Annotated in this window: 26 protein-coding genes and 1 pseudogene; 10 read left to right on the plus strand and 17 right to left on the minus strand. The window is 68.7% G+C overall.

Translation table 11 applies throughout. The features are described 5' to 3' along the window. Nucleotides 1–123: 123 nt before the first annotated feature. Nucleotides 124–1242, minus strand: coding sequence for a histidinol-phosphate transaminase (locus tag AC06G6_RS19605; RefSeq protein WP_479824928.1), 1119 nt, complete (start codon nt 1240–1242; stop codon nt 124–126). An 81-nt stretch (nt 1243–1323) separates the two neighbouring features. Between AC06G6_RS19605 and AC06G6_RS19610 the strand changes: the two genes are divergently transcribed. Next, nucleotides 1324–1710: a phage holin family protein gene (locus AC06G6_RS19610; RefSeq protein ID WP_479824930.1), complete on the plus strand. Its 387-nt coding sequence runs from the start codon at nt 1324–1326 to the stop codon at nt 1708–1710. Nucleotides 1711–1763: 53 nt separating this feature from the next. On the opposite strand, the gene AC06G6_RS19615 is transcribed toward AC06G6_RS19610, so the two are convergent. Continuing rightward, nucleotides 1764–3194, minus strand: coding sequence for a hypothetical protein (locus tag AC06G6_RS19615; protein ID WP_479824932.1), 1431 nt, complete (start codon nt 3192–3194; stop codon nt 1764–1766). Next, nucleotides 3194–3553 (minus strand): hypothetical protein, encoded by a 360-nt coding sequence (locus AC06G6_RS19620; RefSeq protein ID WP_479824934.1) that lies wholly within the window; start codon nt 3551–3553, stop codon nt 3194–3196. Before AC06G6_RS19620 ends, AC06G6_RS19615 begins: the two co-directional genes overlap by 1 nt. A gap of 159 nt (nt 3554–3712) precedes the next feature. Between AC06G6_RS19620 and purB the strand changes: the two genes are divergently transcribed. From purB to AC06G6_RS19635, 3 genes are all read left to right on the plus strand, one after another. Further along, complete coding sequence (gene purB / locus AC06G6_RS19625; protein WP_479824936.1) at nt 3713–5155, plus strand: adenylosuccinate lyase; 1443 nt, start codon at nt 3713–3715, stop codon at nt 5153–5155. Continuing rightward, nucleotides 5152–5817 (plus strand): histidine phosphatase family protein, encoded by a 666-nt coding sequence (locus AC06G6_RS19630; protein ID WP_479824938.1) that lies wholly within the window; start codon nt 5152–5154, stop codon nt 5815–5817. The genes purB and AC06G6_RS19630 overlap by 4 nt, the downstream gene beginning before the upstream one ends. A 94-nt stretch (nt 5818–5911) precedes the next feature. Continuing rightward, nucleotides 5912–6415 (plus strand): GNAT family N-acetyltransferase, encoded by a 504-nt coding sequence (locus tag AC06G6_RS19635; RefSeq protein WP_307456849.1) that lies wholly within the window; start codon nt 5912–5914, stop codon nt 6413–6415. A gap of 22 nt (nt 6416–6437) precedes the next feature. On the opposite strand, the gene AC06G6_RS19640 is transcribed toward AC06G6_RS19635, so the two are convergent. Next, the gene (locus AC06G6_RS19640) at nt 6438–7475 is read right to left on the minus strand and encodes an FAD-dependent oxidoreductase (RefSeq protein WP_479824940.1); all 1038 of its coding nucleotides are present in this window, start codon (nt 7473–7475) and stop codon (nt 6438–6440) included. A gap of 82 nt (nt 7476–7557) precedes the next feature. Here AC06G6_RS19640 and AC06G6_RS19645 point away from each other — a divergent pair, with 82 nt between their 5' ends. Then, nucleotides 7558–7992 (plus strand): acyl-CoA thioesterase, encoded by a 435-nt coding sequence (locus AC06G6_RS19645; RefSeq protein ID WP_082492650.1) that lies wholly within the window; start codon nt 7558–7560, stop codon nt 7990–7992. Between the two features lie 14 nt (nt 7993–8006). On the opposite strand, the gene AC06G6_RS19650 is transcribed toward AC06G6_RS19645, so the two are convergent. Next, nucleotides 8007–8399, minus strand: a complete 393-nt coding sequence (locus AC06G6_RS19650; RefSeq protein WP_479824942.1) for a nuclear transport factor 2 family protein — start codon at nt 8397–8399, stop codon at nt 8007–8009. 312 nt (nt 8400–8711) lie between these two features. Between AC06G6_RS19650 and AC06G6_RS19655 the strand changes: the two genes are divergently transcribed. The 3 genes from AC06G6_RS19655 to AC06G6_RS19665 all read left to right on the plus strand — a co-directional run bounded on the left by AC06G6_RS19655 (nt 8712) and on the right by AC06G6_RS19665 (nt 12791). Then, nucleotides 8712–9812 carry an extracellular solute-binding protein gene (locus AC06G6_RS19655; RefSeq protein ID WP_479824944.1) on the plus strand — a complete coding sequence of 367 codons (1101 nt, stop codon included), beginning with the start codon at nt 8712–8714 and terminating at the stop codon, nt 9810–9812. Between the two features lie 91 nt (nt 9813–9903). Then, entirely contained in the window at nt 9904–10971 is a 1068-nt protein-coding gene (locus AC06G6_RS19660) for an ABC transporter ATP-binding protein (protein WP_479824946.1), read from the plus strand. A 38-nt stretch (nt 10972–11009) separates the two neighbouring features. Next, the gene (locus AC06G6_RS19665) at nt 11010–12791 is read left to right on the plus strand and encodes an ABC transporter permease (protein ID WP_479824948.1); all 1782 of its coding nucleotides are present in this window, start codon (nt 11010–11012) and stop codon (nt 12789–12791) included. A 51-nt stretch (nt 12792–12842) separates the two neighbouring features. On the opposite strand, the gene AC06G6_RS19670 is transcribed toward AC06G6_RS19665, so the two are convergent. The 5 genes from AC06G6_RS19670 to AC06G6_RS19690 all read right to left on the minus strand — a co-directional run bounded on the left by AC06G6_RS19670 (nt 12843) and on the right by AC06G6_RS19690 (nt 18282). Continuing rightward, a complete protein-coding gene (locus AC06G6_RS19670; RefSeq protein WP_479824950.1) occupies nt 12843–14033 on the minus strand; it encodes a 4-hydroxybenzoate 3-monooxygenase in 1191 nt (396 codons plus the stop codon). Between the two features lie 94 nt (nt 14034–14127). Beyond that, nucleotides 14128–14907, minus strand: a complete 780-nt coding sequence (locus AC06G6_RS19675; protein ID WP_479824952.1) for an IclR family transcriptional regulator — start codon at nt 14905–14907, stop codon at nt 14128–14130. Nucleotides 14908–14985: 78 nt separating this feature from the next. Further along, nucleotides 14986–16146, minus strand: coding sequence for an ABC transporter permease (locus AC06G6_RS19680; RefSeq protein WP_479824954.1), 1161 nt, complete (start codon nt 16144–16146; stop codon nt 14986–14988). Continuing rightward, nucleotides 16143–17315 (minus strand): ABC transporter permease, encoded by a 1173-nt coding sequence (locus tag AC06G6_RS19685; protein WP_479824956.1) that lies wholly within the window; start codon nt 17313–17315, stop codon nt 16143–16145. The genes AC06G6_RS19680 and AC06G6_RS19685 overlap by 4 nt, the downstream gene beginning before the upstream one ends. 1 nt (nt 17316) lies before the next feature. After that, nucleotides 17317–18282: an ABC transporter ATP-binding protein gene (locus AC06G6_RS19690; RefSeq protein ID WP_479828777.1), complete on the minus strand. Its 966-nt coding sequence runs from the start codon at nt 18280–18282 to the stop codon at nt 17317–17319. 247 nt (nt 18283–18529) lie between these two features. Between AC06G6_RS19690 and mscL the strand changes: the two genes are divergently transcribed. Beyond that, nucleotides 18530–19063: a large conductance mechanosensitive channel protein MscL gene (gene mscL / locus AC06G6_RS19695; RefSeq protein ID WP_479824958.1), complete on the plus strand. Its 534-nt coding sequence runs from the start codon at nt 18530–18532 to the stop codon at nt 19061–19063. 63 nt (nt 19064–19126) lie between these two features. Next, nucleotides 19127–20037, plus strand: a pseudogene (locus tag AC06G6_RS19700) (ACT domain-containing protein). 17 nt (nt 20038–20054) lie between these two features. Here AC06G6_RS19700 and AC06G6_RS19705 read toward each other — a convergent pair. Genes AC06G6_RS19705 through AC06G6_RS19735 form a run of 7 tightly spaced genes read right to left on the minus strand, consistent with a single transcriptional unit; the run spans nt 20055 to nt 26165 of the window. Beyond that, on the minus strand, nt 20055–20648 hold the full coding sequence (locus AC06G6_RS19705) for an acyltransferase (protein WP_479824960.1): 594 nt from the start codon (nt 20646–20648) through the stop codon (nt 20055–20057). Nucleotides 20649–20688: 40 nt separating this feature from the next. Further along, the gene (locus AC06G6_RS19710; RefSeq protein ID WP_479824962.1) at nt 20689–21114 is read right to left on the minus strand and encodes a VanZ family protein; all 426 of its coding nucleotides are present in this window, start codon (nt 21112–21114) and stop codon (nt 20689–20691) included. A gap of 19 nt (nt 21115–21133) precedes the next feature. Continuing rightward, nucleotides 21134–22267, minus strand: a complete 1134-nt coding sequence (locus AC06G6_RS19715) for a DegT/DnrJ/EryC1/StrS family aminotransferase (RefSeq protein ID WP_479824964.1) — start codon at nt 22265–22267, stop codon at nt 21134–21136. Further along, nucleotides 22264–22923, minus strand: a complete 660-nt coding sequence (locus tag AC06G6_RS19720) for an acetyltransferase (protein WP_479824966.1) — start codon at nt 22921–22923, stop codon at nt 22264–22266. Before AC06G6_RS19720 ends, AC06G6_RS19715 begins: the two co-directional genes overlap by 4 nt. Beyond that, complete coding sequence (locus tag AC06G6_RS19725) at nt 22916–24088, minus strand: DegT/DnrJ/EryC1/StrS family aminotransferase (RefSeq protein ID WP_479824968.1); 1173 nt, start codon at nt 24086–24088, stop codon at nt 22916–22918. Before AC06G6_RS19725 ends, AC06G6_RS19720 begins: the two co-directional genes overlap by 8 nt. Continuing rightward, nucleotides 24085–25080, minus strand: coding sequence for an NAD-dependent epimerase/dehydratase family protein (locus tag AC06G6_RS19730; RefSeq protein ID WP_479824970.1), 996 nt, complete (start codon nt 25078–25080; stop codon nt 24085–24087). Before AC06G6_RS19730 ends, AC06G6_RS19725 begins: the two co-directional genes overlap by 4 nt. Further along, complete coding sequence (locus AC06G6_RS19735) at nt 25077–26165, minus strand: Gfo/Idh/MocA family protein (protein ID WP_479824972.1); 1089 nt, start codon at nt 26163–26165, stop codon at nt 25077–25079. The genes AC06G6_RS19730 and AC06G6_RS19735 overlap by 4 nt, the downstream gene beginning before the upstream one ends. Nucleotides 26166–26173 lie beyond the last annotated feature (8 nt).

The following is a 26173-nucleotide window of genomic DNA, read 5'->3' on the forward strand; positions in this document are numbered from 1 at the left end:
GAATGCGCCGCAATCGCTGGGATATATGCCGGACCGGTAATACATTCCCGGCCCGGCATATATATTGGCTAACTCGTCCCTACTTTATCCGCAGCCGGTTGGCGGCGGCCGTTATGTTAAGCGCTAGGAACGCATCGGTGGTTTTGTATAGATCGCACAGAGTTCCAGGAAGCGGGTGTTGGCCTCGGTCTCGCCGATGCTGACCCGCACACCCTCGTTGGCGAAGGCGCGGACGGAGAGGGCCCGTTCCCCTGCCATTGCGGCGAACTCCGCACTGTCCGCACCGAGATTGAGCCACACGAAGTTGCCCTGGGCCTCCGGCACAAACCAGCCAAGGTCCCGCAGGCCGGCGGTGACGCGGTCCCGTTCATCCACGAGGCTTTGTACCCTTTCTACAACCTCGCCGAAGTGCTCCAGCGAGGTCACCGCCGCGATTTCGGCGATCTGGGACACGGCGAAGGGGGTGGCCGAAACCCGCAGATGCTGCGTGAGGTCCGGTTGGGACACGCTGTAGCCGACCCGCAGCCCGGCCAGGCCATGGGCCTTGGAGAAGGTCCGCAGGACTGCGACGTTGGGGTACTTCCGGTACATTTCGATGCCGTCGACGGCCTGCTCGTCGCGGACGAATTCCTGGTACGCCTCATCGATGACCACGACGACGTCGGAGGGAACCCGTTTGATGAAGCGCTCGGTTTCCTCGGTGGTCAGGATCGGTCCGGTGGGGTTGTTGGGCGTGCACAGCAGGATCATCCGGGTGCGCGCCGTTACCGCGGCGGCCATGGCGTCGAGATCGTGGCGGCCCTCGCCGGTCAGCGGGATCCGGACGCTCTCGGCGCCGGCCAGGCCGACGCAGATCGGGTACGCCTCGAAGGAGCGCCAGGCGTAGATGACCTCGTCGGGCTTGCCGTCGTCGTTCTGCCCGGCGAAGGTGGCCAGCAGCTGGTTCAGCGCGCCGAGGCTTCCGGCGCCGGTGACGATGTCCTCGGCGGGAACCGCCAGGAACTGGGAGAGAGCGGCGCGAAGCTTGCTGCTCAGCGGATCCGGGTAGCGGTTGAAGTCGGTCTGCGCCGCGATGGCCTGCTGCACTGCAGGGATCGGGGGCAGCGGGTTTTCGTTGGAGGAAAGCTTGTAGCTGACCAGTCCCTCGACGGGGACCGGCGGTTTGCCGGCCGCGTAGCGGGGAAGGAGGTCTACCACCGGACGGGGCCTGATGCCCCCGGCAGTGTTCTCTGATGAAGTCATGCCAACTAGCCTACTTCGGGCTGCCGCAAGAGGGGGATATGGTCCCTGCCGCTGCCGCCGGGCCTGTGACAGCATGAGCCCATGCGCTCCTTCATCGTACGAGTCATCGTCAACGGGCTGGCCCTGGCCATCGCGTGTTGGATCCTCACCGGCCTGGATATCTCCACCGCGAGCGACAGCACCATCAGCATCATCCTGGGCTACCTGTTCATCGGCCTGATCTTCGGCCTCGTCAACGCCTTCGTCAAGCCGATCGTCAGCCTCCTGTCGCTGCCGATCACCATCCTCACGCTGGGCCTTTTCACGGTCGTCATCAACGCGGGGATGCTTTATCTGACGTCCTGGATCAGCAGCTACACCACCGTGCACTTCACCATTGACAGCTTCTGGTGGACGGCGGTGTTCGCCGCCCTCATTATCAGTGCGGTGTCCCTCGTAGCGAGCTTCCTCCCCGCGCTCGACCGTTAGGGACGTCGCCCGGAACCCCGGCGCGGGCGGGAACGAGGGGCGGGAACTGGTCCCTATGCCGCGGGCTGCCGGGCGGAGTCCGGGGAAGTCCCTCCCGGGCTGCGCCGCGGCCCCGGAGCGACGGGCGTTCCCCGCTGGGGCGGCACGGCGTCGCGCCGGAGCGAGAAGCGGGTCACCGTGGCGGTTCCGCCCGCGCCGACCACGGCGGCGAACGCGGCGGTCGACGCCTGGAGTGATGGATCCCGGCTGGCCGCAACGTCCCGGGCGCCGTCTGCGTAGCGGTCCATAGCGTGGCCGGGCCCCATCCCCGGCCCCAGCCATTCATGTCCGGGGATCGGAGTGGTCAAAGTGACGGTCACCCGGTCCAACAGGTCCGGGTTGGGCGTCCCGTCCGCCCCGGGCACCCAGTCCTGCTCGTGTTCCAGGTGCAGGCTGCCGGTGCCGGGCCCGGGCTCGATCCCGCCCACGGGGGACCCTGCCGTGAGCACGAACTTCAGCTCGTAGTCGGCCAGAAACGCGCGGTCCCGGCCGAGGTTCATGGCGTGGATGCCGCCCTGGCTGTAGCCGACGGCGGCCACCTGGTCGCCCGCCTCGGCGCCGGCCTCCGCCAGGGCCTGACGGATGGCCGCTGCGGTCTCTGCCGAGTCGTAGCCGAGGCCCTCTGCGATACCGGCGGCGTCGAAGGGATTGGTGCCCTGCGGCAGTCCGTCCAGCTGCGTTCCGGGGATGATTACCGCCCAGGCGCGGTTGCCGCGCTCCCCCAGCCGGAGGACCTCAATCTCGCCGCTGTTCCGGCCGACGTCCCCGGCCCGCAGCAGCAGCCCGGCCGGTGAGACATCGACCTCCTCCGTCCGGGTCTCCCGGCCCGCGATCCGGACGGGCCGGGGCCGCAGGAAGTCCAGGCCCGGCGCGTCCGCCAGTCCCCGGATCGCGGCCCGGACACCGCCCGCCGGTCCCCCTGCCGCCGGTCCCCCGGCCGGCAGGCCCAGCAGCAGCGCCAGCCTTCCGGGCGCCAGCGAGAACTCGTCCTCCACCGTGTCGCGGATGGTCAGCGGCGGCAGGCCCGCCAGACCCCACAGTGGCCCGTATCCGGGGCCGGTCCGGCCGATCCGCAGGAGCAGGGTGTTCCTGGCCTCGGCGGACTCGTACTCCCGGTGGCTCGCCCGGACCTCACTGCAGAGTCGCTCCAGCTCCGTCCGGACGCGGCCGATGGCCTGCGCTCCCTCCCCGACGGCGGTAATCGCAGCGCTGCCGGAGGCGTACGAGTCGGACTGGAAGGGGAACAGCGCGCGGCGCACCCGTTCTGCCTCCGCCTCCGCGTCAGCCAGTTCCCGGACGAGGCCGTCCAGGGCCGTGGCGCCTGCCATCAGCTCCTCGAACGAGAAACTGAGGCCGCCCACTCCGCCGCGGATCCGCAGCATCCCGTCCGCCGGAGCGGCGGGGACGGGCGCTCCGCCGGATCCGGCCGGCGACACCTCCGCCATCAGGGCCCCGGCCGCCCCGGGGACAGAGCCACGTTCCGGGCATGCCGGAGCACGGCGGCGGCTGCCTCCTGCAGGGCTGCGCGGCTGCGGCGCAGGGAGGCGGCCTGCAGGGACACCGCCGTCCGGTAGGCCCGTCCCGCCGGGGACTGCCAGCTCTGCAGTTCCACGCGGGCCAGGCCAGCGAGCACCGCGTCGGTGTGGTCTGCGCAGGCGGCCACCCGGGCAGCGAGCTGCCGGACCTCGTAGCTGCGCGAGGCGCACGCCCCGGCATCCGAGGCCAGGACACCCCCCGCGGACACCCCTCCGCCTCCGGGGTTGTTGCTGGTGTGGGCGCCGATGTCGGCGCTCCCGCTGGTCATATCACCGACCTTAGGGACCCCCGCGCACGGCCTGAAGCCCCCCGCCCGGCCATGTGGACAACTGCCGGTCGAACCGCAGGTAGCACCGGGAACCCCGGCCGGAAGTCACATGGATCACCGCGCTTAAGGCCCGGCGGGACTTCGTGAAAGAATCGGAGCATGCCTGAAACTGCCGCCACAGCCGATACCCGCACGCCGTCCGGACGCCTGGCCCTTGCCGCGTCCTCACAACAGATCGCGCTCGGCCCGCTGGACGGCCGGTACCAGTCCGCCGTCGCGCCGCTGGTCGACTACCTCTCCGAGGCCGCCCTCAACCGCGACCGGGTCGCCGTCGAGGTTGAATGGCTCATCCACCTGACCGGCAACAGCGTGCTCCCCGGCGCCGGGCCGCTGACCGCCGAGCAGCAGGAGAAGCTGCGCGCCATCGTCACCGAATTCGACGCCGGCTCGGTTGCCGAGCTGGCGGACATCGAAGCCGTCACCGTGCACGACGTCAAGGCCGTCGAGTACTACATCGGCCGCCGCCTGCCGGGGATCGGCATCGAACCCCTGACCGCCATGGTGCACTTCGGCTGCACATCCGAGGACATCAACAACCTCTCCTACGCCCTGGGCATCAAGGGCGCCGTGGAGGACGTCTGGCTGCCCGCCGCCCGGCAGCTCGTCGCACAGATCAGCGCCATGGCCGGGGACAACCGGGCCGTGCCGATGCTTTCCCGCACGCACGGCCAGCCGGCCACCCCCACCACCCTCGGCAAGGAACTGGCCGTCATCGCGCACCGCCTGACCCGCCAGCTGGACCGCATCGCCCGGACCGAATACCTCGGCAAGATCAACGGCGCAACCGGCACCTATGCGGCCCACGTGGCCTCCGTCCCGGGCGCCGATTGGGAGCACGTCGCCAAGAGCTTCGTTGAAGGCCTGGGCCTGAGCTGGAACCCGCTGACCACGCAGATCGAAAGCCATGACTGGCAGGCGGAGCTGTACGCCGACGTCGCGCGGTTCAACCGAATCCTGCACAACGTCTGCACGGACATCTGGAGCTACATCTCGATCGGCTATTTCGTGCAGATCCCGGTCGCCGGCGCCACCGGTTCCTCCACGATGCCGCACAAGGTCAACCCGATCCGCTTCGAGAACGCCGAGGCCAACCTGGAGATCTCCTCCGGGCTGTTCGATGTCCTGGGCTCCACCCTGGTCACCTCGCGCTGGCAGCGGGACCTCACCGATTCCTCCTCGCAGCGCAACATCGGCGTCGCCTTCGGCCACTCCCTGCTTGCCATCTCCAACGTGGCCAAGGGCCTGGACCGCCTGAAGGTCGCCGAGGACGTGCTGGCCGCGGACCTCGACACCAACTGGGAAGTCCTGGGCGAAGCCATCCAGATGGTCATGCGCGCCGAGGCCATCGCCGGCATCGAAGGCATGGAAAACCCCTACGAGCGGCTCAAGGACCTGACCCGCGGGCAGCGCGTCGACGCCGCCAGGATGCAGGAATTCGTCCAGAGCCTGGGCCTGTCGGCGGACGCCGAGGCCCGGCTGCTGGCCCTGACCCCCGGCAAGTACACCGGCATCGCGGACAAGCTGGTGGACCACCTCGCATGAGGCTCCTGCTCATCCGCCACGGCCAGACGCCCGGCAACGTCCTGGGCCAGCTGGACACCGCCCACCCGGGCCCCGGGCTGACCGAGCTCGGCGAACGGCAGGCCGCCGCGTTGGCGCGGTCCCTGGCGAATGAGCAGATCGACCTTCTCTTCGCCTCCACACTGATCCGCACCCAGATCACGGCCGCGCCGCTTTCAGCCGTCCGGGGCCTGGAGATCGAGGTGCTGGAGGGCCTGCGGGAGATCGAGGCCGGGTCCCTGGAGAAGCTCACCGACAAGAAATCGCACCTGCGCTACCTTGGAACCGTGTTCGGCTGGGCGGCAGGGGAACTGCACCGCAGGATGCCTGCCGGGCCCAGCGGGCACGACTTCTTCGAACGCTACGACGCCTCGATCACACGGATCGCCGCCGCGGCCGGCGGCGACACCGCGACGGTGGCTGTGGTCAGCCACGGCGCCGCGATCCGCGTCTGGGCCGGCCTTCGGGCCAGCAACGTGGAGGCCGGCTTCGCCGCCCGCCACGCTCTCGCCAACACCGGGATTGTGGCTTTGGAAGGGGATCCCGACGCCGGCTGGCGGCTCATCCACTGGGATGACAGTCCGGTCGGCGGCCTGGCACTGGTGGACCCGGCGGCGGAGGACCCGGCCGGCGGCAGGCTGTAGCTGAATTCTCCGAACCCTAACGCGCAGGAAACACGGCCGAAACCGGCGGTGCCTACCGTTGATCTGCATAACCCTTCGGCGAAGCGAGGCAGCCATGCAGACCAACCCGCGGCTCAACATCCGGCAGGTCACCTGGGCCAACCCGGTGGGCGCGGATCTCCGTGCAGCCCAGCAGGCCGAACTCGACGCCCGCTTCGGCACGAGCGACCATGAACCCGGCCCGCCGCCGTCGGAGGCTGACACGGCCGTGTTCCTCGTCGCCCACGACAAGGCCTCCGGTCAGCCCGTGGGGTGCGGCGGCCTGCGCATCCTCGACGCGCACACCGCCGAGATCAAGCGGCTTTACGTGCTCCCGTACACCCGCGGTTCCGGGGTGGCCAGCTCCATCCTCGCGGCCCTGGAAGCGCACGCGCACAGCCTCGGCATCACGTCCATCACCGCGGAGGCCGGCTCGGTGCAGACTGACGGCCGGCAGTTCTACCAGAACTCCGGCTTTGTGCCGGTGCCGAACTTCGGGCCGTACATCGGTGTGGAGCACTCCTACTGCTACTCGAAGGCCATCGACTCGCACAGCGCCGCCCACACCGCCATGGCCTAGGCGGGTCCGGCGTTTGCCCCCGTCAGCGGGCAGCAGCGCTGCTGCGCCTGCCGGCCAGCCGCAGCAGCGCGTCGCGCAGGGGCTGGGCAGTCTCCGCGAGCGCCAGCCGCGCCATGGCGGAGGACGCCACGCGCAAGGCCTGGCTGCGCAGCAGCCTCCGCCGGTTGTACGCCCGCAGGGCCTCCGGGACGGGGCGGGAGTCAAGCATTTCCGCGAGCGTGACGGCGTCGATCAGCGCCTCGCAGGCGCCGCGCCCCAGGTTGGGGGTCATGCCGTGCGCAGCATCCCCCACCAGCACCGCACCGTCCCGCTGGTAGCTGCCGGGGAAGGGCACCGTCCAGACCCGTTGGGCCAGCGTCCGCCCCGGCGTCGCTGCGGCCAAGACGCGGTCTATGCCGGCAGCCCGGCCGCACAGCCGCGCGCGGGTGAGCGCCAGGGCCTCCTCGACGTCGATGCCGCCGGGTCCCAGCCCCGACCGGTAGGAGGCGTACCAGTAGGTCCGGCCGCGGGACGCGGGCGTGATGCCAAACAGCTGCCCGCGGCCCCAGTATTCACCGCCGCCGCCGGGCGGAACCGCTTCGTCGATGATGCCGCGCAGCGCAAGATAGGGGCTGAGCCTGGCCCCGCTGCGTTCGCCCCAGAGCCTCCGGCGGACAATGCTGTGCACCCCGTCGGCGCCGACCACCAGGCCCGAACGCGGCAGTGATGCCACCGGGCCGTAGGCTCTGGCCACCGGTGCGGGCACCGCCGCGTCCAGCAGCCGGAGCAGGTCAGCACGTGACACCCCGATGACGCCCGGTGCCCGTGCCGTCAGCAGGACGGTCCCGGCGCCGTCCCGGAGTGCCATCCCGCCAAAATCCGACCCGGCTGCAAGGACGGCCGGGAGAATCCCCACCTCATCAAGGGCCTGCTGGGCTTCCGGCCACATGGCCAGGGACGACTCAACCGGCGGCGGCTCGTCCCGCCGCTCGTGGACGGTCACCTGAAAGCGCCCGGGGTCAAGGCATGCGGCCAGCGCCAGCCCCGCGATGCCGCCGCCGACGACCGAGAGAGCGTCCATGCCCAGAGTCTACGGCCGGTGCCGGCCCCGGCGGACCCGTCATACTCCCGCCGGCCGCGCCGCCGTCGGCTAATCTCGCACTATGGAACCGGCCGACATCACCTTCCGCACCCGCAAGTGGGTGCGGCCCGAAGACCTGAACGCCAACGGCACGCTGTTCGGCGGGAGCCTGCTGAAATGGATCGACGAGGAAGCGGCGATCTACGCCATCCTCCAGCTCGGCAACGGCCGGGCCGTCACCAAGTACATCTCCGAGATCAACTTCGTCAGTTCGGCTGTCCAGGGCGATCTGATCGAGATGGGGCTCACGGCCACCCGCTTCGGGCGGACCTCGCTCACCATGCGCGCCGAAGTCCGCAACATGATCACGCGGCAGAGCATCCTCACCATCGAGGAAATCGTCTTTGTGAACCTGGATCCGCACGGCAAGCCCGCCCCGCACGGGTACACCGAGATCACCTACGACCGGGACCGGATCCCGACGCACCACCTGACGGAGACGCTCGAGGAGGACTAGGGCAGGCTGGCCAGTCAGGCCCAGAAGTCGTCGCCTTTGGCCGTGTCCTCGGAGAACTCCCGCCCTTCCGCAATCTTTCCGCCGCGGACCACAAAAGCGACGACGGTGGCCAGGTCCAGAATCCTGCCGTTGCTTTCTCCGCGGGTCTGCTGGATCGCTACCGTGTGGTTTTCCCCGCCGACGATGTCCTGGACATTGGCCTGGAACGAACCCTGGGTCCGCGCTCCCAGTTCACCGAAGTACGCCAAGACTGCATCACGCCCCTGTTTGGTCCCCGATAGCACACCACTTCCGGCGGCGTGCCAGACGGCGTCCTCCGCGAACAACTCGCTGAGGGTCGCCATATCGCCTGCGTTGAAGGCCTCGTAGCCACGCCGGACCAGTTCAGCATTTTCTGCGGCTCCCATGTCGGGCACCTCTCCGTCATCTTTGTCGGGTTGTTGGGACGGCTTAAGGCTATTCCTGGTCCCCGGGCATGTCGATGGATCCCCGTTACCGCCGGGAAAGGCCGGCGCAGCGGCGGGAAAGCAGGGCGCGCCCGGATGTTCACCGCGTGTTGACGCCGCGGGCGCCGGACGTTCACCCGGACGCGCCAGACTCGGTGGCCAAGGTCAGGCTATTTCATCGATTTGATAGCCATTTCCGCTCAATCCGGCGCCGTCCGCTATAGGCTGGCCGGACAAATGCCATCTGGCCCCGTTCAGGAATGAGTCCCACTCGTGCGCAGATTGAAAACCATGGTTGCCGGCGCCGTCGCCGTCGCCCTCCTTTCCGGTTGTGGAGCGGGCGCCGCAGCCCCCGCCGCGTCCGAAGCAGCTACCGGGCCCGCCGCCGTCGCCCCCTCGGGACCGCCCTCCGGCGAGACACTGATCGTCTACACCAATTCCAACGGTGAAGGCCGTGGCGAGTGGCTGACGGCGAAGGCGGCGGAAGCCGGCTTCAAGATCGAGATTGTCGGCGCCGGCGGCGCGGACGCCACCAACAAGCTGATTGCGGAGAAGAACAACCCGATCGCGGACGTCGCCTTCGGGCTCAACAACATGTACTTCGAGCAGGTCAAGGCCGCCGGCGCCATCGCACCGTTTACGCCCGCCTGGTCCGCGGAAGTCGACGCCGCCAAGGGCGACCCGTCCGACAGCAAGGCGTACTGGCCGCTGGTCCAGCAGGCCATCCTGCTCGGCTACAACACCGAGAAATTCAGCGCGGACGAGGCGCCCAAGGACTGGACCGATTTGTGGACCCAGGACAAGTTCAAATCCCGCTACGAGCGGGTGACCGGCCTCGGGACGGCCACCGCGCAGCTGGTCTTCGCCAGCATCCTGACGCGGTACAAGGACGAGACCGGCGACCTGGGCGTCTCGGACGAGGGGTGGCAGCAGGTCGAAGCGTACTTCAAGAACGGGACACCGGCCGTGGCCAAGACCGACCTCTTCGCCCGCATCGCCGCGGGGGACACGGACATGGGACAGATGCCCTCCTCAATCATTCTCGAACGTGAAAAGTCGTTCAGCGTCGATGTGGCGACCGTGATGCCTTCCGTGGGCGTACCGCTGGCCATCGAGCAGGTCGCCCTGGTCAAGGGAACGGACAAGCAGGACGAGGCCCTCAAGTTCATCGACTGGTTCGGCAGCGCGAAGACCCAGGGTGAGTGGTCCCAGCAGTTCAACTCCATGCCGGTGAACAAGGCCGCCGTGGCCACGGCCAAGCCCGAGGTCGTCGAATTCTTCAACACGCTCAAACAGCAGGACATCGACTGGACCTTCGTGCAGGAGAACATGGGCGCCTGGGTGGAAAAGATCGAACTGGAATACATGAGCTGACCCGAGCGCGGGCTGCCGCCGGCCAGCCGGCTGCAGCCCGCGCTTTTTCCGTTGGACACCCCGCTTCGCCGCCAGCCAAGGACAGGTTGCCATGATCCGTTTCGAGAACATCGAAGTCACCTTCGGCGACTTCACCGCCATCCCCAGCCTTGATCTCCAGGTGGAACCGGGGGAATTCTTCACCCTGCTTGGACCCTCGGGCTGCGGGAAGACGACCGCGCTCCGCACCCTGGCGGGATTCATTGAGCCGTCCGCCGGCGAGGTCTATGTCGACGGCAAGGCCGTCACCCGGCTCCCGAGCGACAAGCGCCAGGTCGGCATGGTGTTCCAGAACTACGCCCTGTTCCCCAGCATGAGCGTGTGGGAGAACATCGCCTTCGGCCTCCGGGTGCGCAAGGAGAAGCCGGCCGAAAGTGACCGCCTCGTCCGCGATATCGCCCGGCGGGTTGACCTCTCCGAGGACCAGCTGCGCAAAAACGTGGCGGAGCTGTCCGGCGGACAGCAGCAGCGCGTCGCGGTCGCCCGGGCGCTCGTGCTGCAGCCCAAGATCCTGTTGCTCGACGAGCCGCTCTCCAATCTGGACGCCAAGCTTCGCCACCAGCTCAGGCAGCAGCTCAAGGATCTTCAAAGCGAGTTCGGCATCACCACGGTCTACGTCACCCATGACCAGGACGAGGCCCTGGCGATGAGCGACCGGGTGGCCGTCTTCAACAAGGGGGTGGTGGAACAGATCGGCACTCCGCAGAGCATCTACGACGAGTCCGCCACCGAGTTCGTCTGCAATTTCATCGGGGACAGTTCACGCCTGACGGCCGGGTTCGTCGCTGAGCTGAACCGGCAGTCAAGCCACGTCCTCGATCCCGCGGCCAACTCCTACCTTCGCGTGGAAAAGGCATCGCTGGATCCCGCCGGCGGCAACGGCTCGGCCGTCCCGGTGCAGGGAACTGTCGTCTCGAAGACCTATCACGGCCTGCACAGCCGGTTCATCGTCCGCTGCCACGGTGCCGATATCCGGCTGCTGGTCAAGGAGGACGGCGGGACCCATCCCGCCACGGGCAGCCCGGCCACGGTGTACGTCCAGCCCTCCCACGTCCTCCAGTACCACCCGGAGACAGGTGTCTCGCTCAGAAACCGCCTGCAGGAAGTGACGAGCCTGTGAGCACGGCGGGCGGCTCGAACGGCGGAAGCATCCGGAGCATGCTCCGCTCCCCCGCTGTCCTGATCGTCGGGGTCGTGCTGACCTGGTTCATTGCGGCTTTTCTCGTCTGGCCCAATGCCAATGTGCTGATCCAGACCTTCTTCCCCAATGGCAGCTTCTCCGGGCGCGCCGCCGAGAAGCTCTTCTCCTCCCAGCGGGCCATGAAATCCCTCGGCAACAGTTTCCTGCTCGCGGTCGCCCTGTCCATCACGGTCAACGTGGTGGGAATCTTCATTGTGCTGGTGACCCAGTACTTCAGGATCCGCGGCTCCAGGGTCCTGTTTCTCGGTTACGCCACCACCTTCATCTACGGCGGCATTGTGTTGGCGGCCGGCTACAAGTTCATCTACGGGGACAAGGGCATCGTGACCGGTTTCCTGGTGGGGCTGTTTCCCGGCATGGATCCCGGATGGTTTTCCGGTTTCTTTGCCGTCCTGGCCGTCATGACGTTCGCCACCACGACGAACCACATGCTGTTCGTCACCAACGCGCTGAAGGGTGTGGATTACCAGACCATCGAGGCGGCCCGGAACATGGGGGCCTCCACCTGGACCATCCTCCGGCGGATCGTCCTGCCGATGCTCAAACCGACGCTCTTCGCCGTCACCGTCCTCTCGTTCCTGACCGGCCTCGGGGCCCTCAGCGCCCCGCAGGTCCTCGGCGGCCGGGAGTTCCAGACCATCACGCCAATGATCCTCACCTTCAGCAACAGCCCGACGTCGAGGGACCTCGCCGCCCTGCTGGCCGTGATCCTCGGTGTGGCCACCATCCTGATGCTGGCGGTCATGACCCGGCTGGAGAAGGGCGGAACGTACTTCTCGGTGTCAAAAGTCTCCTCCGGGCTGCAGAAGCAGCAGATCCGCAACCCCGTGGCCAACGCCCTCGTCCACACCGCCGCGTACCTGCTGTTCGCCGTCTACACGCTGCCCGTGGTGCTGATCGTGGTGTTCTCCTTTGCCGACGGAGCCGCGATCCAGACCGGCCAGCTGCTGCCGGGGAGCCTGACCTTCGACAACTACATCCGGGTCCTCACCCAGCCCTCGGGCCTGCGGCCGTTCATCATCAGCATCGTCTACAGCGCGCTGGCCGCGCTGATCGCCGTCGGAGGCCTGCTCTTCGTGGCCCGGCTCCTGCAGAAATACCGCAACTGGGTGACGTCGGTGGTGGAGTACCTCCTCCACATCCCGTGGATCCTCCCCTCCGCCCTGCTCGCCCTGGGCCTGATCCTCAGCTACGACCATCCGAACCCGTTGGTGGGCGGCGCCGTCCTGACCGGGACCACGGTGATCCTGCTCATCGCCTTCGTGACCGTCAAGATCCCGTTCACCCTGCGGATGCTCAAGGCCTCCTTCACCTCGGTCAACTCCTCGCTCGAGGAGGCCGCCAACATCATGGGCGCCAAGACGCTGTACGTGTTCCGCCGGATCCTGCTGCCGATCGTCCTGCCGGCAGCCGCGGCGATCACGGCGCTCAACTTCAACAGCATGCTCGACGACTACGACACCGCCATCTTCCTGGCCCATCCGCTGTACCAGCCCCTGGGCCTGGTGATCAAGGCCAACACCGACGGCGCCGAGGGTGTCGACGGGGTCTCCAACACCTTTGTCTACACGGTGCTGCTGATGGTCATCACGGGTGTGACGATGTATCTGGTCTACGGCCGGGCGGGCCGGAAGTCCGCCAAAGCCGGGAGGGCAGGCACGGGTGACACGGGTGGCAAGGGGAGCACGACGCCGGTCCTCGTCGAAGCGGCGCCGGCCGAGTCGGTGCGCGTCCCCTAGCCCTCCGGGCGCCGGCGTCGGAGGGCGTCCGGTGTGAGAGTGCGGCCGGTGCTAGTGCGCGCCCGGCCAGCCGGTGTAGGCCTCGGCGAGGTAGGCCCGGCCGTGGCGGGAGGATACCACCGAGTTCAGCTCGCCGAGCTGGCGGGCGCGGGCGAAGTCGTCGGCATCGACCGGGGTGTGCAGCATGGACGTCATCCAGTAGGAGAACTGCTGGGCCTTCCAGACCCGGTCCAGGGCGCGGTCGCTGTAGGCGTCCAGAAGCACGGTGTTCCCGGTCTTGTAGAAGCTGTCGAGGCCTTCAAAGAGCACCTTGACGTCGTGCAGTGCCAGGTTCAGGCCCTTGGCGCCGGTCGGCGGGACGGTGTGGGCGGCGTCGCCGGCGAGGAACAGCTTGCCGTGCCGCATCGGGGCGTGCACGAAGCTGCGGAACTTCAGGACCGTCTTGTCGATGACCGGCCCCTCCTTGAGCTCGAAGCCGTTGCCGTTGACCCGGCTGCGGAACGCGTCCCAGATCCGGTCCTCGCTCCAGTCGTTGACGTCCTCGTGCGGGTCGCACTGGAAGTACATCCGCTGGACGGTTTCGGTCCGCTGGCTGATCAGCGCGAAGCCGTTCTCGGAGTTGGCGTAGATCAGTTCGTCGGAGCTGCGCGGGGCTTCGGCCAGGATCCCGAACCAGGCGAACGGGTACTCATGGAAGTACCACGTGCGCCGGGCTTCCGGGATCTGGAATCGGCTGTGGCTGCGCGAGCCGTCCGCGCCGGCGATGAAGTCCGCCTGCAGCTCCCATTCCACGCCGTCGGCGTCGGTGAACCAGACCTTCGGCGTTCCTTCGAGGTCATGGATGGTCGTGTCGGTGACGCTGTAGCGGACGTCGCCGCCGTCGGCCTGGCGCCGGGCGGCGAGATCGAGGAAGACATCCGTCTGGGGGTAGAGCCAGACCGACTCGCCGACGAGGTCCTGGAAGTCGATCCGGTGGCTTTCGCCGTTGAAGCGCAGCTCGATCCCGTCGTGCCGGTCGCCGTCGCGCAGCACCCGGTCCGAGACGCCGCTGTCCACCAGCATGTTCACGGAGCCGTGTTCCAGGATGCCCGCGCGGACGGTTTCCGAGATTTCCCGGTGGCTGCGGATCTCGATCACGGTGGATTCGATTCCCTGTTTGGCCAGCAGGTGGGAGAGCATCAGCCCTGCCGGTCCGGCGCCCATGATGGCGACCTGGGTGGTGATGACTTTGCGGTTTGCCATGGTGTCCTCGCTTCGTTGCGGGGCCCGGACTGGTGGGCGTCGGGGGCCGTGTGGGTTCTCTGGCTCCAGTGTGCGCCCGGGCACGTGATGGGCGTTACAAGGATTCCGTTGAATGGAAGGCGGGTGACGCCGCCGCTCCCGGCAGCTGCCGGCCGATCCCGCGGGCAGCCGTCTGCAGGGCCGGAACCAGCGCCTGAAGCCGCATCTCGCGCAGGGGTACGACGACGCCGAGCGCCGCCACGGCGCGGTTCCGCGCGTCCCGCACGGGGACGGCAATCCCCCAGGTGTCCGGGTCCACGACGCCGGCCAGCTGCGCAAATCCGTGGGCGGCCGTCCCCTGGAGCAGGGTGCGGAGTTCCTCCCGCCGGACCTTGCCGGCCGGATCGTGGAACTGGTGAAGATAGTCCGCCTGGACCGGCGCCGGCTGGTTGGCCATCAGTGCCAGCCCGGCGGAGGACACGTGCACCGGCATCCGTCCGGCGATCTGGGCCCGGTTCGCCACAGAGCCGCGGCGGGAGAGCCGCTCGACGAACAGCGCCTCCCAGCCCTCCAGCACGGCCAGGTTCACGTTCTGGTTCAGCACCTGCTGGATGTCCTCCATAAAGGGCATGGCCGCCTGGCGGAGGGCCAGGGTGGGCGAATTCCGGTTGACCAGCTCCCACAGGCGCAGGCCCAGCCGGACGGATCCCCCGCTGCCCAGTTCCAGGAGTCCGTGCCCGGCCAGCTGCCGGACCAGCCGGTGGGCCGTACTCAGCGGCAGTCCGGCCCGGTCCGCGAGCTCGGAGAGGGGCAGCACGGTGACGCCCTCGGGGAACGCCGAGATCACCCGGACCACGCGGTCCACCACGGAGTCCCCGGTGCCCGAATTAGCCATCGCCGTCACTTCCGTTGAATGGATCCTGCGTCCACTCTACGCCGCCGGCGCCCCGCCGGCCCGGGGGTGCGCGCAGCGCTAGAGGGCCCGGTTGAGGCTTCGCCGCAGGAGCCAGGCGCCCAGCACGAGCAGTGCCGCGGCCATGCCGGCCAGCACGCCCAGCTCGGGCAGGACGTCACCCAGGGTGCCGTCGTGGCGCTGGATGGTCGCTAACGCCTCGTAGGCCCAGCGGTGCGGCGTGGCGAACGAGACCGCGGCCAGCGTTTCCGGGAAGAACTCGGGCGGCACCATGCAGCCGCCCAGGCCCGCCAGCACGAGTCCGGCGCCCACACCCACGCCGGCGGCGGCGGTGTCGTTGTCCATCACCGAGCCGACCATCATCGCGGCTGCGGCCGAGACGGCGCAGAAGAGGACCAGCACAAGGGCCGAGAGCCACAGATTGCCCCAGTCGACGCCGAACAGCAGCGCGGTGCCGACCATGATGAACCCGCCCTGGACGAAGGCGATGGCGAAGCGTCCCAGCGCCTGCCCGGCCACGACCCGGCCGCTGGACACAGGAGCGGACATGACCCGGCCCACGACACCGAACCGCCGCGCCTGGATCAGCGTGGCCGCACCGGTGAGTGAGCTGAGGAAGACAAAGAGCAACAGCTGCTGCGAGGCGCCGAGATCGAACTTCCCCAGTCCCCGGAACTCCTGCACGACGTCGCCGGTGTCCACGATCTGCACTGTCGGCGCCGCCACCTGCGCGGCGGCCTGGTCCAGGGCCGGGCGGGCCTGCTCCTCGGGGATTCCGGCGCCGGTCAGGGCAGCGAGCTGGCTCCGGTCCAGGCCCACGGCCTGCACGGCCGTGCGGACCTGCTGGAGCACGGCCTGGGCGGAGGACTGCGAGGCCATCACCACGGCGAGCTGGGCCTGGCCGGCGTCGAAAGCGGCAGCGTCGGCGTCGTCGAGGAACACGCCGACGTCGGTGCGGCCGCGGCTGAGGTCCGCCCTGGCCGCGTCCTCACCGCTTGCCGTGACGTCGACGCCGGCGGACTCGAGCTCCGCGGTCAGGGCCTGGGTGAGCGTGCTGCCGGGTCCGGCGATGGTCACCCGGGGCTGGCCGCTGCCAGCCCCGAATTGCGAACCGAACAGCAGAATGAGCATGAGCGGAAAAATGAAGACGAAGAAGAGGTTCGACTTGTCCCGCAGAAAGCGCCGCAGTTCCACGGTGGCGATCGCGACCATGGCGCTCATGCCTGCGCCCCCCGGTCCGGGAGGAGGCGCGAAAGGAGCAGCCCGGCCGCGGCGAACGCCAGCATAACCGCGACCGGCCCCGTCACGTCCCCGAGGCTTCCGCCCCCGGCGGAGATCCCGAGACCCCGGATGAACGCGCCGATCGGGTTGAGGTCCAGCAGCGTGGCGGCGAAACCGGTGCCCTGGACCGGGAAGAAGGCGCCGCCCGCGATCCCCAGCACCATCGCCAGGATGGACTGCGCCACGTTGGCCTGCTCCGCCGTCCGGACCAGCCGGGCCACGACGAACGTCAAGCTGGTCGCGGCCGTCACGACGCTCAGAATCAGCGCGGCCACCACGGTTGGGGAGCCGAAGGACACGCCGAACAGCTGGGAGCCGGCGGTGAGCAGGACGGCGGTGGCAACGACGCCCAGGATGAAGCCGGTGCAGGCCTTGGCCGTGATCACGGCGCCGCCGGTGATCGGCATCGACCGCAGCCGGGCCAGGGTGCCCTGTTCCCGCTCCGCGAGCAGCCCCAGCACACCGAATCCGACGGTGAACATCAGAAACAGCCCGGCCTGGCCCGCCACAAGCGTGCCGCGGAGCGAGAGTTGTTCGGCGGCGGCCTGCCCCTCGGTCAGGGTGAGCAGGGCCGGTCCGGCCGCGGCCTGCCGGGCAAGCGCCGCGAGATCCTGGGGCGGCAGCCCGGAAAGGCCGCCGGCGGCGGCGGCCACCGTGCCGGCGGCGAACTGGTCCACGACCCCCTGGACCACGGAGATCAGCACGCCGGATTCCAGCGAGGCGTTGTCACCCTCGACCAGCTGGACCGACGCTGCCTGTCCGGAGAGCACCGCGTTGCTGAAGCCCTCGGGAATGATGATGCCGAGGTCGGCGCCGCCGGACTGGGTCTCGTGCCGGACGTCCGCGGCGGGGACCCGCTTGATGGTGACGTCCATGATCTCGAGTGAATCAACGGCGCCGAGCAGAGCGGCACCCAGCTGGTCGGCGTCGTCCGCGCTGGCGACGACGGTGGCCGGCTGCAGGTCAACGGTGTCCTCACCGAGTCCGCCGAACACCAGACTCAACACGCCCATGAGCGCGAGCGGGACGATGAGGGAGAAGATGAAGACGGACTTGTCCCGGATGCGCTGGCGCAGGTCATTCGCGACCATGGTCCACAGACCGCGCATCTCAGTCCCTCAGCGCTTTGCCGGTCAGGTGCAGGAACACGGACTCCAGGTCGGGCCGGACAATCTCGACCGACGTGACGGACATTCCGGCGTGCCCGGCTCCGGTCACGATCCCTGCGAGTGCGGTGGGTCCGTCGCTGACGGTGAGGATAAGCCCGGCCCCGTCGTTGTCGACGTGCTGCACGGCCGGCAGCCCGCGCAGGGCCTCCGCGGCCCGGGACATGCTGCCGCCGCCGCGCAGGTTGATCCGGTCCACACCGCCGGTGAGCGTGATCAGTTCGTCCTGGGTGCCCTCGGCCTGGATCCGGCCCTCGTCAATGATCGCAATCCGGTCGCAGAGCCGCTCGGCCTCCTCCATGTAGTGCGTGGTGTAGAGCACCGCCATGCCTTCGACGGAGAGCCTTTCCACCGATTCGAGGATGGCGTTGCGGGACTGCGGATCCACCCCGACTGTCGGTTCGTCCAGGATCAACAGGGTGGGGCGGTGGAGCAGGCCGATGCCGATGTTCAGCCGGCGTTTCATGCCGCCTGAGTACTTCTTGGTCAGGTCACCGGCACGGTCGCTCAGGCCGATCAGCTCCAGCACCTCGTTGGTGCGCTGGGTCAGCTCCCTGCCGCGGAGCCCCTGCAGCCGGCCGAAGAACTTCAGGTTCTCCCGCGCGGTCAGGTCGGGGTAGATGGCCAGTTCCTGCGGGACCAGGCCGATCGTGCGCTTGGCTTCCGTCTCGGACGGGGTCATGGCCCGGCCCGCCACACGGACGGTTCCCCCGTTGGCGGGGATCAGGCCCGCGACCATGGAGATGATGGTGGTCTTACCGGCGCCGTTGGGTCCCAGCAGCCCGTAGGTTTCCCCGGTGCGGATGTGGAAGGAAACACCGTCGACGGCGGTCAGCTCCCCGTAGCGCCTGACCAGTCCGCTGACATCCAGCACGTCCCTCGTTTGTGTCTGTACTACTTCCACCAGCATCCCCCGCCGCTTTGTTGTGTCCAGCCTAGCCTCGGGGTCCGGCCGGGCCATGGACAGGGACCTTAGGCCCGGTGCCGTGTCCCGAGGTGCTGCTGCGTGCCGGCCGGGCCGCGGGCGCGAGACGAAACCGGAGGCCTGACGTGAGACACATCCGGAGGCCTGGCCGCGGAAGTGATAGCGTCTAGCGGTTGTTCCCCGCGCCCGGGACACGGCACACAGAACCACATCAAGTCACACCGGAGGACCCATGCTCAAAGGATTCAAGGACTTCATCCTGCGCGGCAACGTGATCGAACTGTCCATCGCCGTCGTTGTCGGCACCGCTTTCACCGCCCTGGTCGGCGCGTTTACCTCGAACATCGTGAACCCGATCATCGCGGCAGCAGGCGGGGTTGAGACCAACGGGCTGGGCTTCCCCATCTGGCCTGGGAACGAGAAGACCTTCGTCAACTTCGGCGCCGTCATCACGGCGTTCGTCACGTTTATGATCACGGCCGCCGTCGTGTACTTCATTTTCGTGGCGCCGATGAACCGGATCAACCATCTGGTCAAGAAGCGCCTCGCCACAGCGGAGCCGGAAGAGAAGCCGCTCCCGGCGGACACCGCGCTGCTGGCCGAGATCCGTGACCTGCTGGCCCAGCTCGCCAGCGCGGAACACGGGCGGACGTCCGGCCCCACTCTGGAGCGGGACGGCGAACCGGACCTTGACCGCCCGGGCGGGCAGGCCGGCGGGCGCACTGTGGAGCAGACCCTCGAGACGGCCAGCAGGCGCGGCCGCTAGTCTGAGCGGAATCGTCACCGGCCGGCAATAGGCCTGTAACAGCCGCCGGACATCATGGGACCCATGAAGCACTCAGCCCGTGGCAAGAATCACGGCGGAACACAGGACCCGGCCGCCGCCGAACTGAGCTGCGAAGTCTGCGGCCAGATGCCCGAACCGACCAAGACCCGGCTGACCCTGGCCAACGTCGCTGTCATGCTGCCGATCGAGCTGGCCGTGCATGCCGCGGTGGTGGGGACTCACCTTTCCTACGTGGCGAAGGTACTGGTCCTCACCCTGACCGCCACCGTCCTGGTCATCTGGGTCGCGGAACCATCCGCGGCGCGGATGCTGCGGCGCTGGCTGCATGCCCCGGCCCTGCGGCACCGCCGCCGGCTGGGGCCGCACCGGCCCTGTGGCGGGCCCGCACCGTACTGAAGGACCGGCCGGGGTCACTGCAGAAACTCACGCAGTCGCTGGCCAGGCTGGACACCAACATCCTGAGCATCCATGTGCACCCGGTCGACGGCGGCGTGCTGGATGAATTTGTGCTCTCCGCGCCCGGCGAGCTGGGCGAGGCGGAGCTCCTGAAGGCCCTGCGCGATGGCGGCGGCAACGACCCGCATGTCTGGCCCACCACGGCGCTGGCCATGGCTGACGGGCAGACCGGGGCGCTGAGCCTCGCGGCCAGGATCGCGGCCAACCCGGCGGAGCTGCCGCTGGCGGTCGCTGAACTGCTCCGCGCACGGATCGAGGCCAGGCCGGATACGGGCACGGCGGCTGCCTCCCAGAAGGCGCCGGCTGCCTCGGACAACGCGGGCCCGGCCCCGGCCCAGGTCCCGGACGGCACCGTGCTGAGGATCCCGACCGCCTGGCACGGTCCCATCACCTTTGTCCGCCCCGGCGAACCGTTCACTCCGGCGGAGTCCGCCCGGGCGCACCGGCTGGCCGAGCTCGCCGAGATCCTCGCGCACAGCCCGGCCACCGGCCGGTGACAGGCTGGGGGACCTCCTCAGTCCGTGACCGCTGGCGTTAATTGCCCGCTGATTTCGACATACCTCCGGCCGCTGGCCGGGCACAGCCAGCCTCCGCCGTCCTGCTTCAGCGGGTGTCCGGCCTCTCCCACCCAGCCCGCCTGCCTCGCCGGGACTCCCACCACGATGGCGTACGCCGCCACGTCCCGCGTCACCACCGCTCCGGCAGCCACCGTTGCCCACTCGCCGATGGACGCCGGAGCGATACAAACGGCGCCGGCTCCGATGGACGCCCCCTTGCCGACCGTGACGCCGACAGCGACCCAATCATCCGCATCCTTGAGCGTCCCGTCCGGCGTGATCGCCCGGGGGTGCAGGTCATTGGTAAGGACGGCCGCGGGGCCGACGAAGACGCCGTCGGCCAAGCAGGCAGGCTCATAGACGAGGGCGTAGTTCTGCAATTTGCAGTTGTTGCCCAGAACGACGCCAGGGCCCACATATGCGCCGCGGCCGATATTGCAGTTGCTGCCCACTGTGGCGTCCTCGCGAACCTGTGCGAGGTGCCAGATCCTCGTTCCCTCTCCAATGGCGGCGGTGTCTGCCACGTCCGCGGTGTCGGCGATGTTTTTCATGACGCTCCTCCTGTAAACGGGGTCTGTGCCGGTCCGGCGCTCACACTTGCGCCGGGCGTCTTCTGACTACCCGAACGGCCACGGCACCCAGTACGGCACCAAGGGTGTTGTTCACGACGTCCCCCAGACTTGCCTGGCGCTGGCTCAATGCAAGGTACTGGACGGTTTCGATTGCGGCTGAGATCAGCGCGCCCGCGACCCCTGCCAGCCACCACCGGCGGACCGGCAGGAGCAGGGCCACCATCAGCCCCAGAGGAACAAAGAGGAGGACGTTGGCCGCCCCCTCGACGTGCATGTAGGTGATGCCGGCTGTCAGGGGGTAACCCCGCACAGCGTCGATGAGATCTTTCAGCAGACCCGCCAGCGGGCGGTCCACCGGCGTCGGCCAGTCGCCGACCACCGCGAGGCCAATCAGGTAAACGGCCAGGGCGGTGAGCAGGATCCCCCGGCGCTCCTTCGCGTTCATCGCGGACCTGCCGGGGTTTTCACGGCTGTCCCAGGGCTGCCTGCAACCGGTCCGCCACATATTGCTGCTGCGCCTCGCTGATGTGGGGGAAGAGCGGCAGCGACAGCATCCCGCCGGCCGCCCGCTCAGTGACCGGGAAGGACCCGGGACCGAGGCCCAGACCCCGATAGGCGCGGCTGAGGTGCACCGGAACCGGGTAGTGGATGCCGGCGCCGATACCCGCCTCGGTCAGGGCAGCCAGCACGCGGTCCCGTTCTGGCACTCGGATGACGTACAGGTGCCAGACATCGAGGTTCCCCGGGGCCGTGCGGGGAAGCTCGACGCCGGGCAGGTCCGCCAGCAGTTCCTCATAGCGCGCCGCGGCCGTCCGCCGTCGGTCGTTCCACAGGGCCAGCCGGCGCAGCTTCGCGTTGAGCACCACCGCCTGTATGGTGTCGAGGCGCGAGTTCATGCCGACCGCGTCGTGCTGGTATTTCCGTTCGCTGCCGTGCGCGCCGAGCATGCGGACCCGGGCTGCGACGTCGTCGTCATCCGTCATGACAGCTCCGGCATCCCCGGCGGCGCCGAGGTTCTTGCCTGGATAGAAGCTCGTGCCCGCGGCCAGTCCCAGCGTGCCGGCGAGGCGGCCATGGCGGGCAGCGCCCTGGGATTGGGCGGCGTCTTCGACAATTACGGCGCCGCAGGCTGCCGCAACCGGGGCCAGGCGCTCGACGAAGGCCGTCTGCCCGAACAGGTGGACCGGCATGATGGCCCGGGTCCGGGCCGTCACCGCCTCCGCCACCCGCTCCGGATCGATCAGCAGGTAGTCCGGGTCGACGTCGACGAGCACCGGCACGGCGCCGATCCGGCTGACTGCCTCGGCGGTAGCGATGAATGTGTTGGCGGGGAGGATGACCTCCGCTCCGGCCGTGATGCCGGAGGCACGGAGTGCCAGTTCCAGGGCGTCCGTGCCGTTGGCCACCCCGACGCAATTCCGGGTACCGAGAAACCGGGCGTAGGCCTGCTCAAATTCGGCCACGGCCGGGCCTCCGATGAAGGAGGTCCGGGCGAAGACATCCTTCAGCCCAGTCTCGACTTCAGCGGCTATCTCGTCCTGCTGGGCGCCCAGATCAACGAAAGGGACGGAAATGCCTACATTCCGGGCCGGGGTCACCGCACACCACCCGCTGCGGTCGCTGCGGGTTCCAGCACCCGCGCCGGAACTCCGGCCCAGGTCTCTCCGTCGGGAACATCGCCCAAGACGGCGGCTCCCATGCCGACCCTGGTTCCGGCCCCCACCCTCGTGCCTTCCCGCACACAGGAGTTCATGCCCAGGTAGGCCGCGCGCCCGATCCTGACGCCGCCGCCCAGCGAAACGCCGGCGGCCAGGGTGGCGAAGTCCTCCACAACGTCGTCGTGGGTAAGCGTCACTCCGGGCATCATCACGACATGGCTCCCGACTGTGATCCCGGCGGTCAGCGTGACGTTGCCCAGCAGGATGCTCCCGGGACCGACGTCGCAGCAGTACGGAACCCGCACGGAAGGGTCGATCACCGTCGCGAAGCGGTGGCTCGGGAAACCGAGCCCGGCGAGTCTGGCGACAACGCGCTCGCGCCCCTTCCCCGCACCGATGCAGACGACCACCCGCGCCTCGGGGTAACGGAGGACGTGGCTGGCCGGACCCATGATGGGTGCGCCGTCCAGGGCTGACCCGACCTGGGATTCGTCATCGTCGAGGATTCCGACCACGTCGAATTGTCCGTTCTCGCGGACGCAGGCAAGCACCTCGCGGGCAAGGCCGCTGGCGCCGATCAGCAGTAACTCAGTCATGGGAATTCCCCGCAGCCTTCAGGATTGAGTCGATGACCCGGGACTGCTCGTCCGGGGTCAGCTGGTGGTAGACCGGAAGAATCACGGTGTGGTCCGTGAGCCGCTCCGTCACGGACAGGTCCGCCCGGCCGGTGTTCAGGCCGGCGTAGGCGGGCTGACGGTGCGCGGCCATGATGCCCCGGCGGGCGGATATCCCGTCACTGGCCAGCCGCTCGAGCAGTTCCTCGCGCCCGAGGGCGAAATCCGGCAGGACTTCGAACCAGAAGGACTGGAAATTGCTGGTGCCGTACGGGGGGTCTTGGCTAAAGCGCAGCCCCGCTACCCCGGAGAGCGCCTCCCGGTAGGCGGCGACAATGGTCCGGCGCCGGGTGACGGCCTCCGCCAGCCGGCCCAATTGGACGAGCCCGACGGCGGCCTGCATGTCCGTCATCCGGTAGTTGAATCCGATTTCCCCGTACTCCTCAGGCGGCGCGAGGACTGTGGTGTGCCGGTCGTTCGCGGAGACGCTCATGGCGTGTTCGCGGAGCTTCCGGGCGCGGTCCGCCCAGGCCGCGTTAGAGGTGGTGAGCATCCCGCCTTCCCCGGTGGTGAGGATCTTGCGGGGATGGAATGACCAGGCGGCGAGCTCCGCGCCCGCTCCCACCGGCCGGCCGTGGTACGTGGAGCCTGCCGCGCAGGCCGCATCCTCGACGACGGTGATGCCCAGTCCGTCGCAGAGAGCCCGGATCGGAACCAGATCGACCGGCATGCCGCCCTGGTCGACGACGATCACCGCGCGGGTGGCCGGGGTCAGGGCGGCGGCGAGTGTCCGCACGGACACGTTTCCGGTGTCCGGCTCGACGTCGGCGAACACCGGCCTGGCGCCCACATAAGTGACCGCGTTGGCGGTCGCGATGAAGGACAGGGAAGGAACCACGACGTCGTCGCGCGGCCCGATGCCGGCCACTTTCAAGGCCAGATGCAGGGCGGTCGTGCAGTTGGAGACGGCGACGGCGTAACCGGCCTGCTGCGTGCCGGCGAACGCTTCCTCGAAACGAGCCACGCGGGGCCCCTGCGCCACCCAGCCGGAGGCGATCACTTCGGCGACGGCCTCGGCCTCCTCGGTCCCGAGCCACGGCTTCATGACGTTGATCCGGCTCAGGGCCCGGTCCTGGCTGACCGTCACCGCGCACCTCCGACCCTGGCATCCGCAATTTCAACGCGCAGCGGCCGCCACCAGTCCACCAGTTCCCGCAGTCCGTCTTCGAGCCCGGTTTCGGCTCTGAATCCCAGATCGCGGAGGGCCGCGGCGGTGTCCGCCTGGCGCCGGACGACGCCGTTGACGGCCCGCTCGGGGCCGTGCTCCACGTGCAGCTCCGAATCCATGGCCCGCAACAGCGCCTCAGCCAGTTCCAGCAGGCTGGTCTCACTACCGCTGGCGACGTTGTACACACCCTCGTCCACCCCGCTGCCCGCGGCCAGGATGTTGGCCCGGGCCACGTCCCGGGTATGGACGAAGTCCATGGTCTGCTGTCCGTCGCCGAAGATCAGCGGCGGCAGCCCGTCCTCGATTCGTTCCATCCAGCGGACCAGGACCTCGGTGTAGAGCCCATGGACGTCCATCCGGGGCCCGTACACGTTGAAATAACGCAGCAGCACATAGTCGAGTCCGGACATCGCACGGAAGCTGCGGGCCATGGACTCGTTGAAGGACTTGGCGGCGCCGTAGAACGTGTCGTTGTTGTGATGGTGATGGCGTTCCGATGTCGGGAAGGTCTCCGCCATGCCGTAAACCGAGGCGCTGGAGGCCGCCACGAGCTTGCCGACCCGCTGGGTGGACGCGGCTTCGAGCACGTTGAAGGTCCCGTCGACCAGCACTTCGAGGGCCAGCCGGGGTTCCTCGGCGCACTGGGTGATCCGGATGGCGGCCTGGTGGAAGACGATGTCCTTGCCCCGGCTCAGGTCGTGGACGAGGTCCCGGTCGCGCAGATCCCCTTCGATGAGGTGCACGCGGCCGCTCGCGATCGCCGGATCGAGGTTGGCCCGCCGGCCGCGGACCAGGTTGTCCAGCACGTCAATCCTGCCGGCGCCGGCGTTGAGCAAGTGGTCCACGACCGTGGACCCGATGGTTCCCGCTCCGCCGGTGACCAGGACCTGGGCGCCCTGCAGTGTGCTCATCGGCTGGCCCCCAGCTTCGCTTCGTTGCCGACGACAATGCTGGCTTTACCGTCCGCGCTGAGGCTGTCACTGACAGCCTCCAGCACGGACAGCACCCGCAGTCCGGACGAGCCGCTGGTCCGGGCAGGGCGCTGCTGCCGGATACTGTTGGCGAATTCGGCGACCATCTGGCCCAGCGCCTCGTGTTCGGGCAGCGCCGGTGACCAGGTGTCCCCCAGCCGGTAGGAGATGGCCGAGGCCTTCCGGTCCGCCGAGGACCGGGACTGGCGCTCCAGGCTGACTCCGCGGTCGTAGACGCTGAGCCGCTGTTGGGGATTCAAGTCATCCCAGACCAGGGTGCGCCGGGAGCCGCCGACCACCAGCTGGCGGATCTTGGTCGGACTGAGCCAGTTGACGTGGACATGGGCCATGGCGTCGTTGGGCAGCGCGAACGTCAGGTGCCCGACGCAGGCATGGCCGGTACCCAGGGGATCCGCGCCGTGCGCGGCGACTTCCACCGGCCGCAGCCCCTCCGGCAGGATGAAGTCGAGGATCGACAGGTCGTGCGGGGCAAGGTCCCAGAAAACATCGACGTCCGGCTGCACCAGCCCCAGATTGATCCGGACCGAATCGATGAACAGGATGTCGCCGAGCGACCCGTCGGCGATCAGTTCCCGGATTTTCAGGACGGCCGGGGTGTAGCAGTAGGTATGGTCCGCCATCAGGACCAGCCCCCGCTCCTCCGCTTCCTCGACCATCTCCAGCCCCTTGATCCGGCTGTCGGCGAGGGGCTTTTCGACCAGCACATGCTTCCCGGCCTTCAGCGCCGTCAGGGCGATGCCGTGGTGGGTGTGGGCCGGCGTCGCAATCGCGACGGCGTCGACGTCGGCCGTGTCCAGCAACTCGTCGATGGACCGGAAGACGGGAACCCCGCCCTGGGCCGCGGCGAGCTTAGCGGCCCGCGGCTGGTCCAGGTCGACGATTCCGGCCAGCTCCCAGTCGGGACTGGCTGCGAAGTTTCGCGCCAGGTTGGGCCCCCAATAGCCCGCACCGATGACCGCTGCCCGCATCAGGCCGCGGGAGTACCCCGAACGTGTTTCATTCATTGTGTTTC

It is taken from the genome of Arthrobacter sp. CJL-S3 (assembly GCF_056711635.1).

Excerpts from the sequence above, each read along its gene's own strand:
- AC06G6_RS19635 (WP_307456849.1), top strand. The coding sequence starts at position 5,912 with ATGCAGACCAACCCGCGGCTCAACATCCGGCAGGTCACCTGGGCCAAC.
- AC06G6_RS19610 (WP_479824930.1), top strand. The coding sequence starts at position 1,324 with ATGCGCTCCTTCATCGTACGAGTCATCGTCAACGGGCTGGCCCTGGCC.
- AC06G6_RS19735 (WP_479824972.1), bottom strand. The coding sequence starts at position 26,165 with ATGAATGAAACACGTTCGGGGTACTCCCGCGGCCTGATGCGGGCAGCG.
- mscL (WP_479824958.1), top strand. The coding sequence starts at position 18,530 with ATGCTCAAAGGATTCAAGGACTTCATCCTGCGCGGCAACGTGATCGAA.
- AC06G6_RS19675 (WP_479824952.1), bottom strand. The coding sequence starts at position 14,907 with ATGGCTAATTCGGGCACCGGGGACTCCGTGGTGGACCGCGTGGTCCGG.
- AC06G6_RS19650 (WP_479824942.1), bottom strand. The coding sequence starts at position 8,399 with ATGGGAGCCGCAGAAAATGCTGAACTGGTCCGGCGTGGCTACGAGGCC.
- AC06G6_RS19720 (WP_479824966.1), bottom strand. The coding sequence starts at position 22,923 with ATGACTGAGTTACTGCTGATCGGCGCCAGCGGCCTTGCCCGCGAGGTG.
- AC06G6_RS19620 (WP_479824934.1), bottom strand. The coding sequence starts at position 3,553 with ATGACCAGCGGGAGCGCCGACATCGGCGCCCACACCAGCAACAACCCC.
- AC06G6_RS19730 (WP_479824970.1), bottom strand. The coding sequence starts at position 25,080 with ATGAGCACACTGCAGGGCGCCCAGGTCCTGGTCACCGGCGGAGCGGGA.
- purB (WP_479824936.1), top strand. The coding sequence starts at position 3,713 with ATGCCTGAAACTGCCGCCACAGCCGATACCCGCACGCCGTCCGGACGC.
- AC06G6_RS19645 (WP_082492650.1), top strand. The coding sequence starts at position 7,558 with ATGGAACCGGCCGACATCACCTTCCGCACCCGCAAGTGGGTGCGGCCC.
- AC06G6_RS19690 (WP_479828777.1), bottom strand. The coding sequence starts at position 18,282 with ATGCTGGTGGAAGTAGTACAGACACAAACGAGGGACGTGCTGGATGTC.
- AC06G6_RS19680 (WP_479824954.1), bottom strand. The coding sequence starts at position 16,146 with ATGAGCGCCATGGTCGCGATCGCCACCGTGGAACTGCGGCGCTTTCTG.
- AC06G6_RS19670 (WP_479824950.1), bottom strand. The coding sequence starts at position 14,033 with ATGGCAAACCGCAAAGTCATCACCACCCAGGTCGCCATCATGGGCGCC.
- AC06G6_RS19685 (WP_479824956.1), bottom strand. The coding sequence starts at position 17,315 with ATGCGCGGTCTGTGGACCATGGTCGCGAATGACCTGCGCCAGCGCATC.
- AC06G6_RS19660 (WP_479824946.1), top strand. The coding sequence starts at position 9,904 with ATGATCCGTTTCGAGAACATCGAAGTCACCTTCGGCGACTTCACCGCC.
- AC06G6_RS19710 (WP_479824962.1), bottom strand. The coding sequence starts at position 21,114 with ATGAACGCGAAGGAGCGCCGGGGGATCCTGCTCACCGCCCTGGCCGTT.
- AC06G6_RS19630 (WP_479824938.1), top strand. The coding sequence starts at position 5,152 with ATGAGGCTCCTGCTCATCCGCCACGGCCAGACGCCCGGCAACGTCCTG.
- AC06G6_RS19640 (WP_479824940.1), bottom strand. The coding sequence starts at position 7,475 with ATGGACGCTCTCTCGGTCGTCGGCGGCGGCATCGCGGGGCTGGCGCTG.
- AC06G6_RS19705 (WP_479824960.1), bottom strand. The coding sequence starts at position 20,648 with ATGAAAAACATCGCCGACACCGCGGACGTGGCAGACACCGCCGCCATT.
- AC06G6_RS19615 (WP_479824932.1), bottom strand. The coding sequence starts at position 3,194 with ATGGCGGAGGTGTCGCCGGCCGGATCCGGCGGAGCGCCCGTCCCCGCC.
- AC06G6_RS19665 (WP_479824948.1), top strand. The coding sequence starts at position 11,010 with ATGCTCCGCTCCCCCGCTGTCCTGATCGTCGGGGTCGTGCTGACCTGG.
- AC06G6_RS19605 (WP_479824928.1), bottom strand. The coding sequence starts at position 1,242 with ATGACTTCATCAGAGAACACTGCCGGGGGCATCAGGCCCCGTCCGGTG.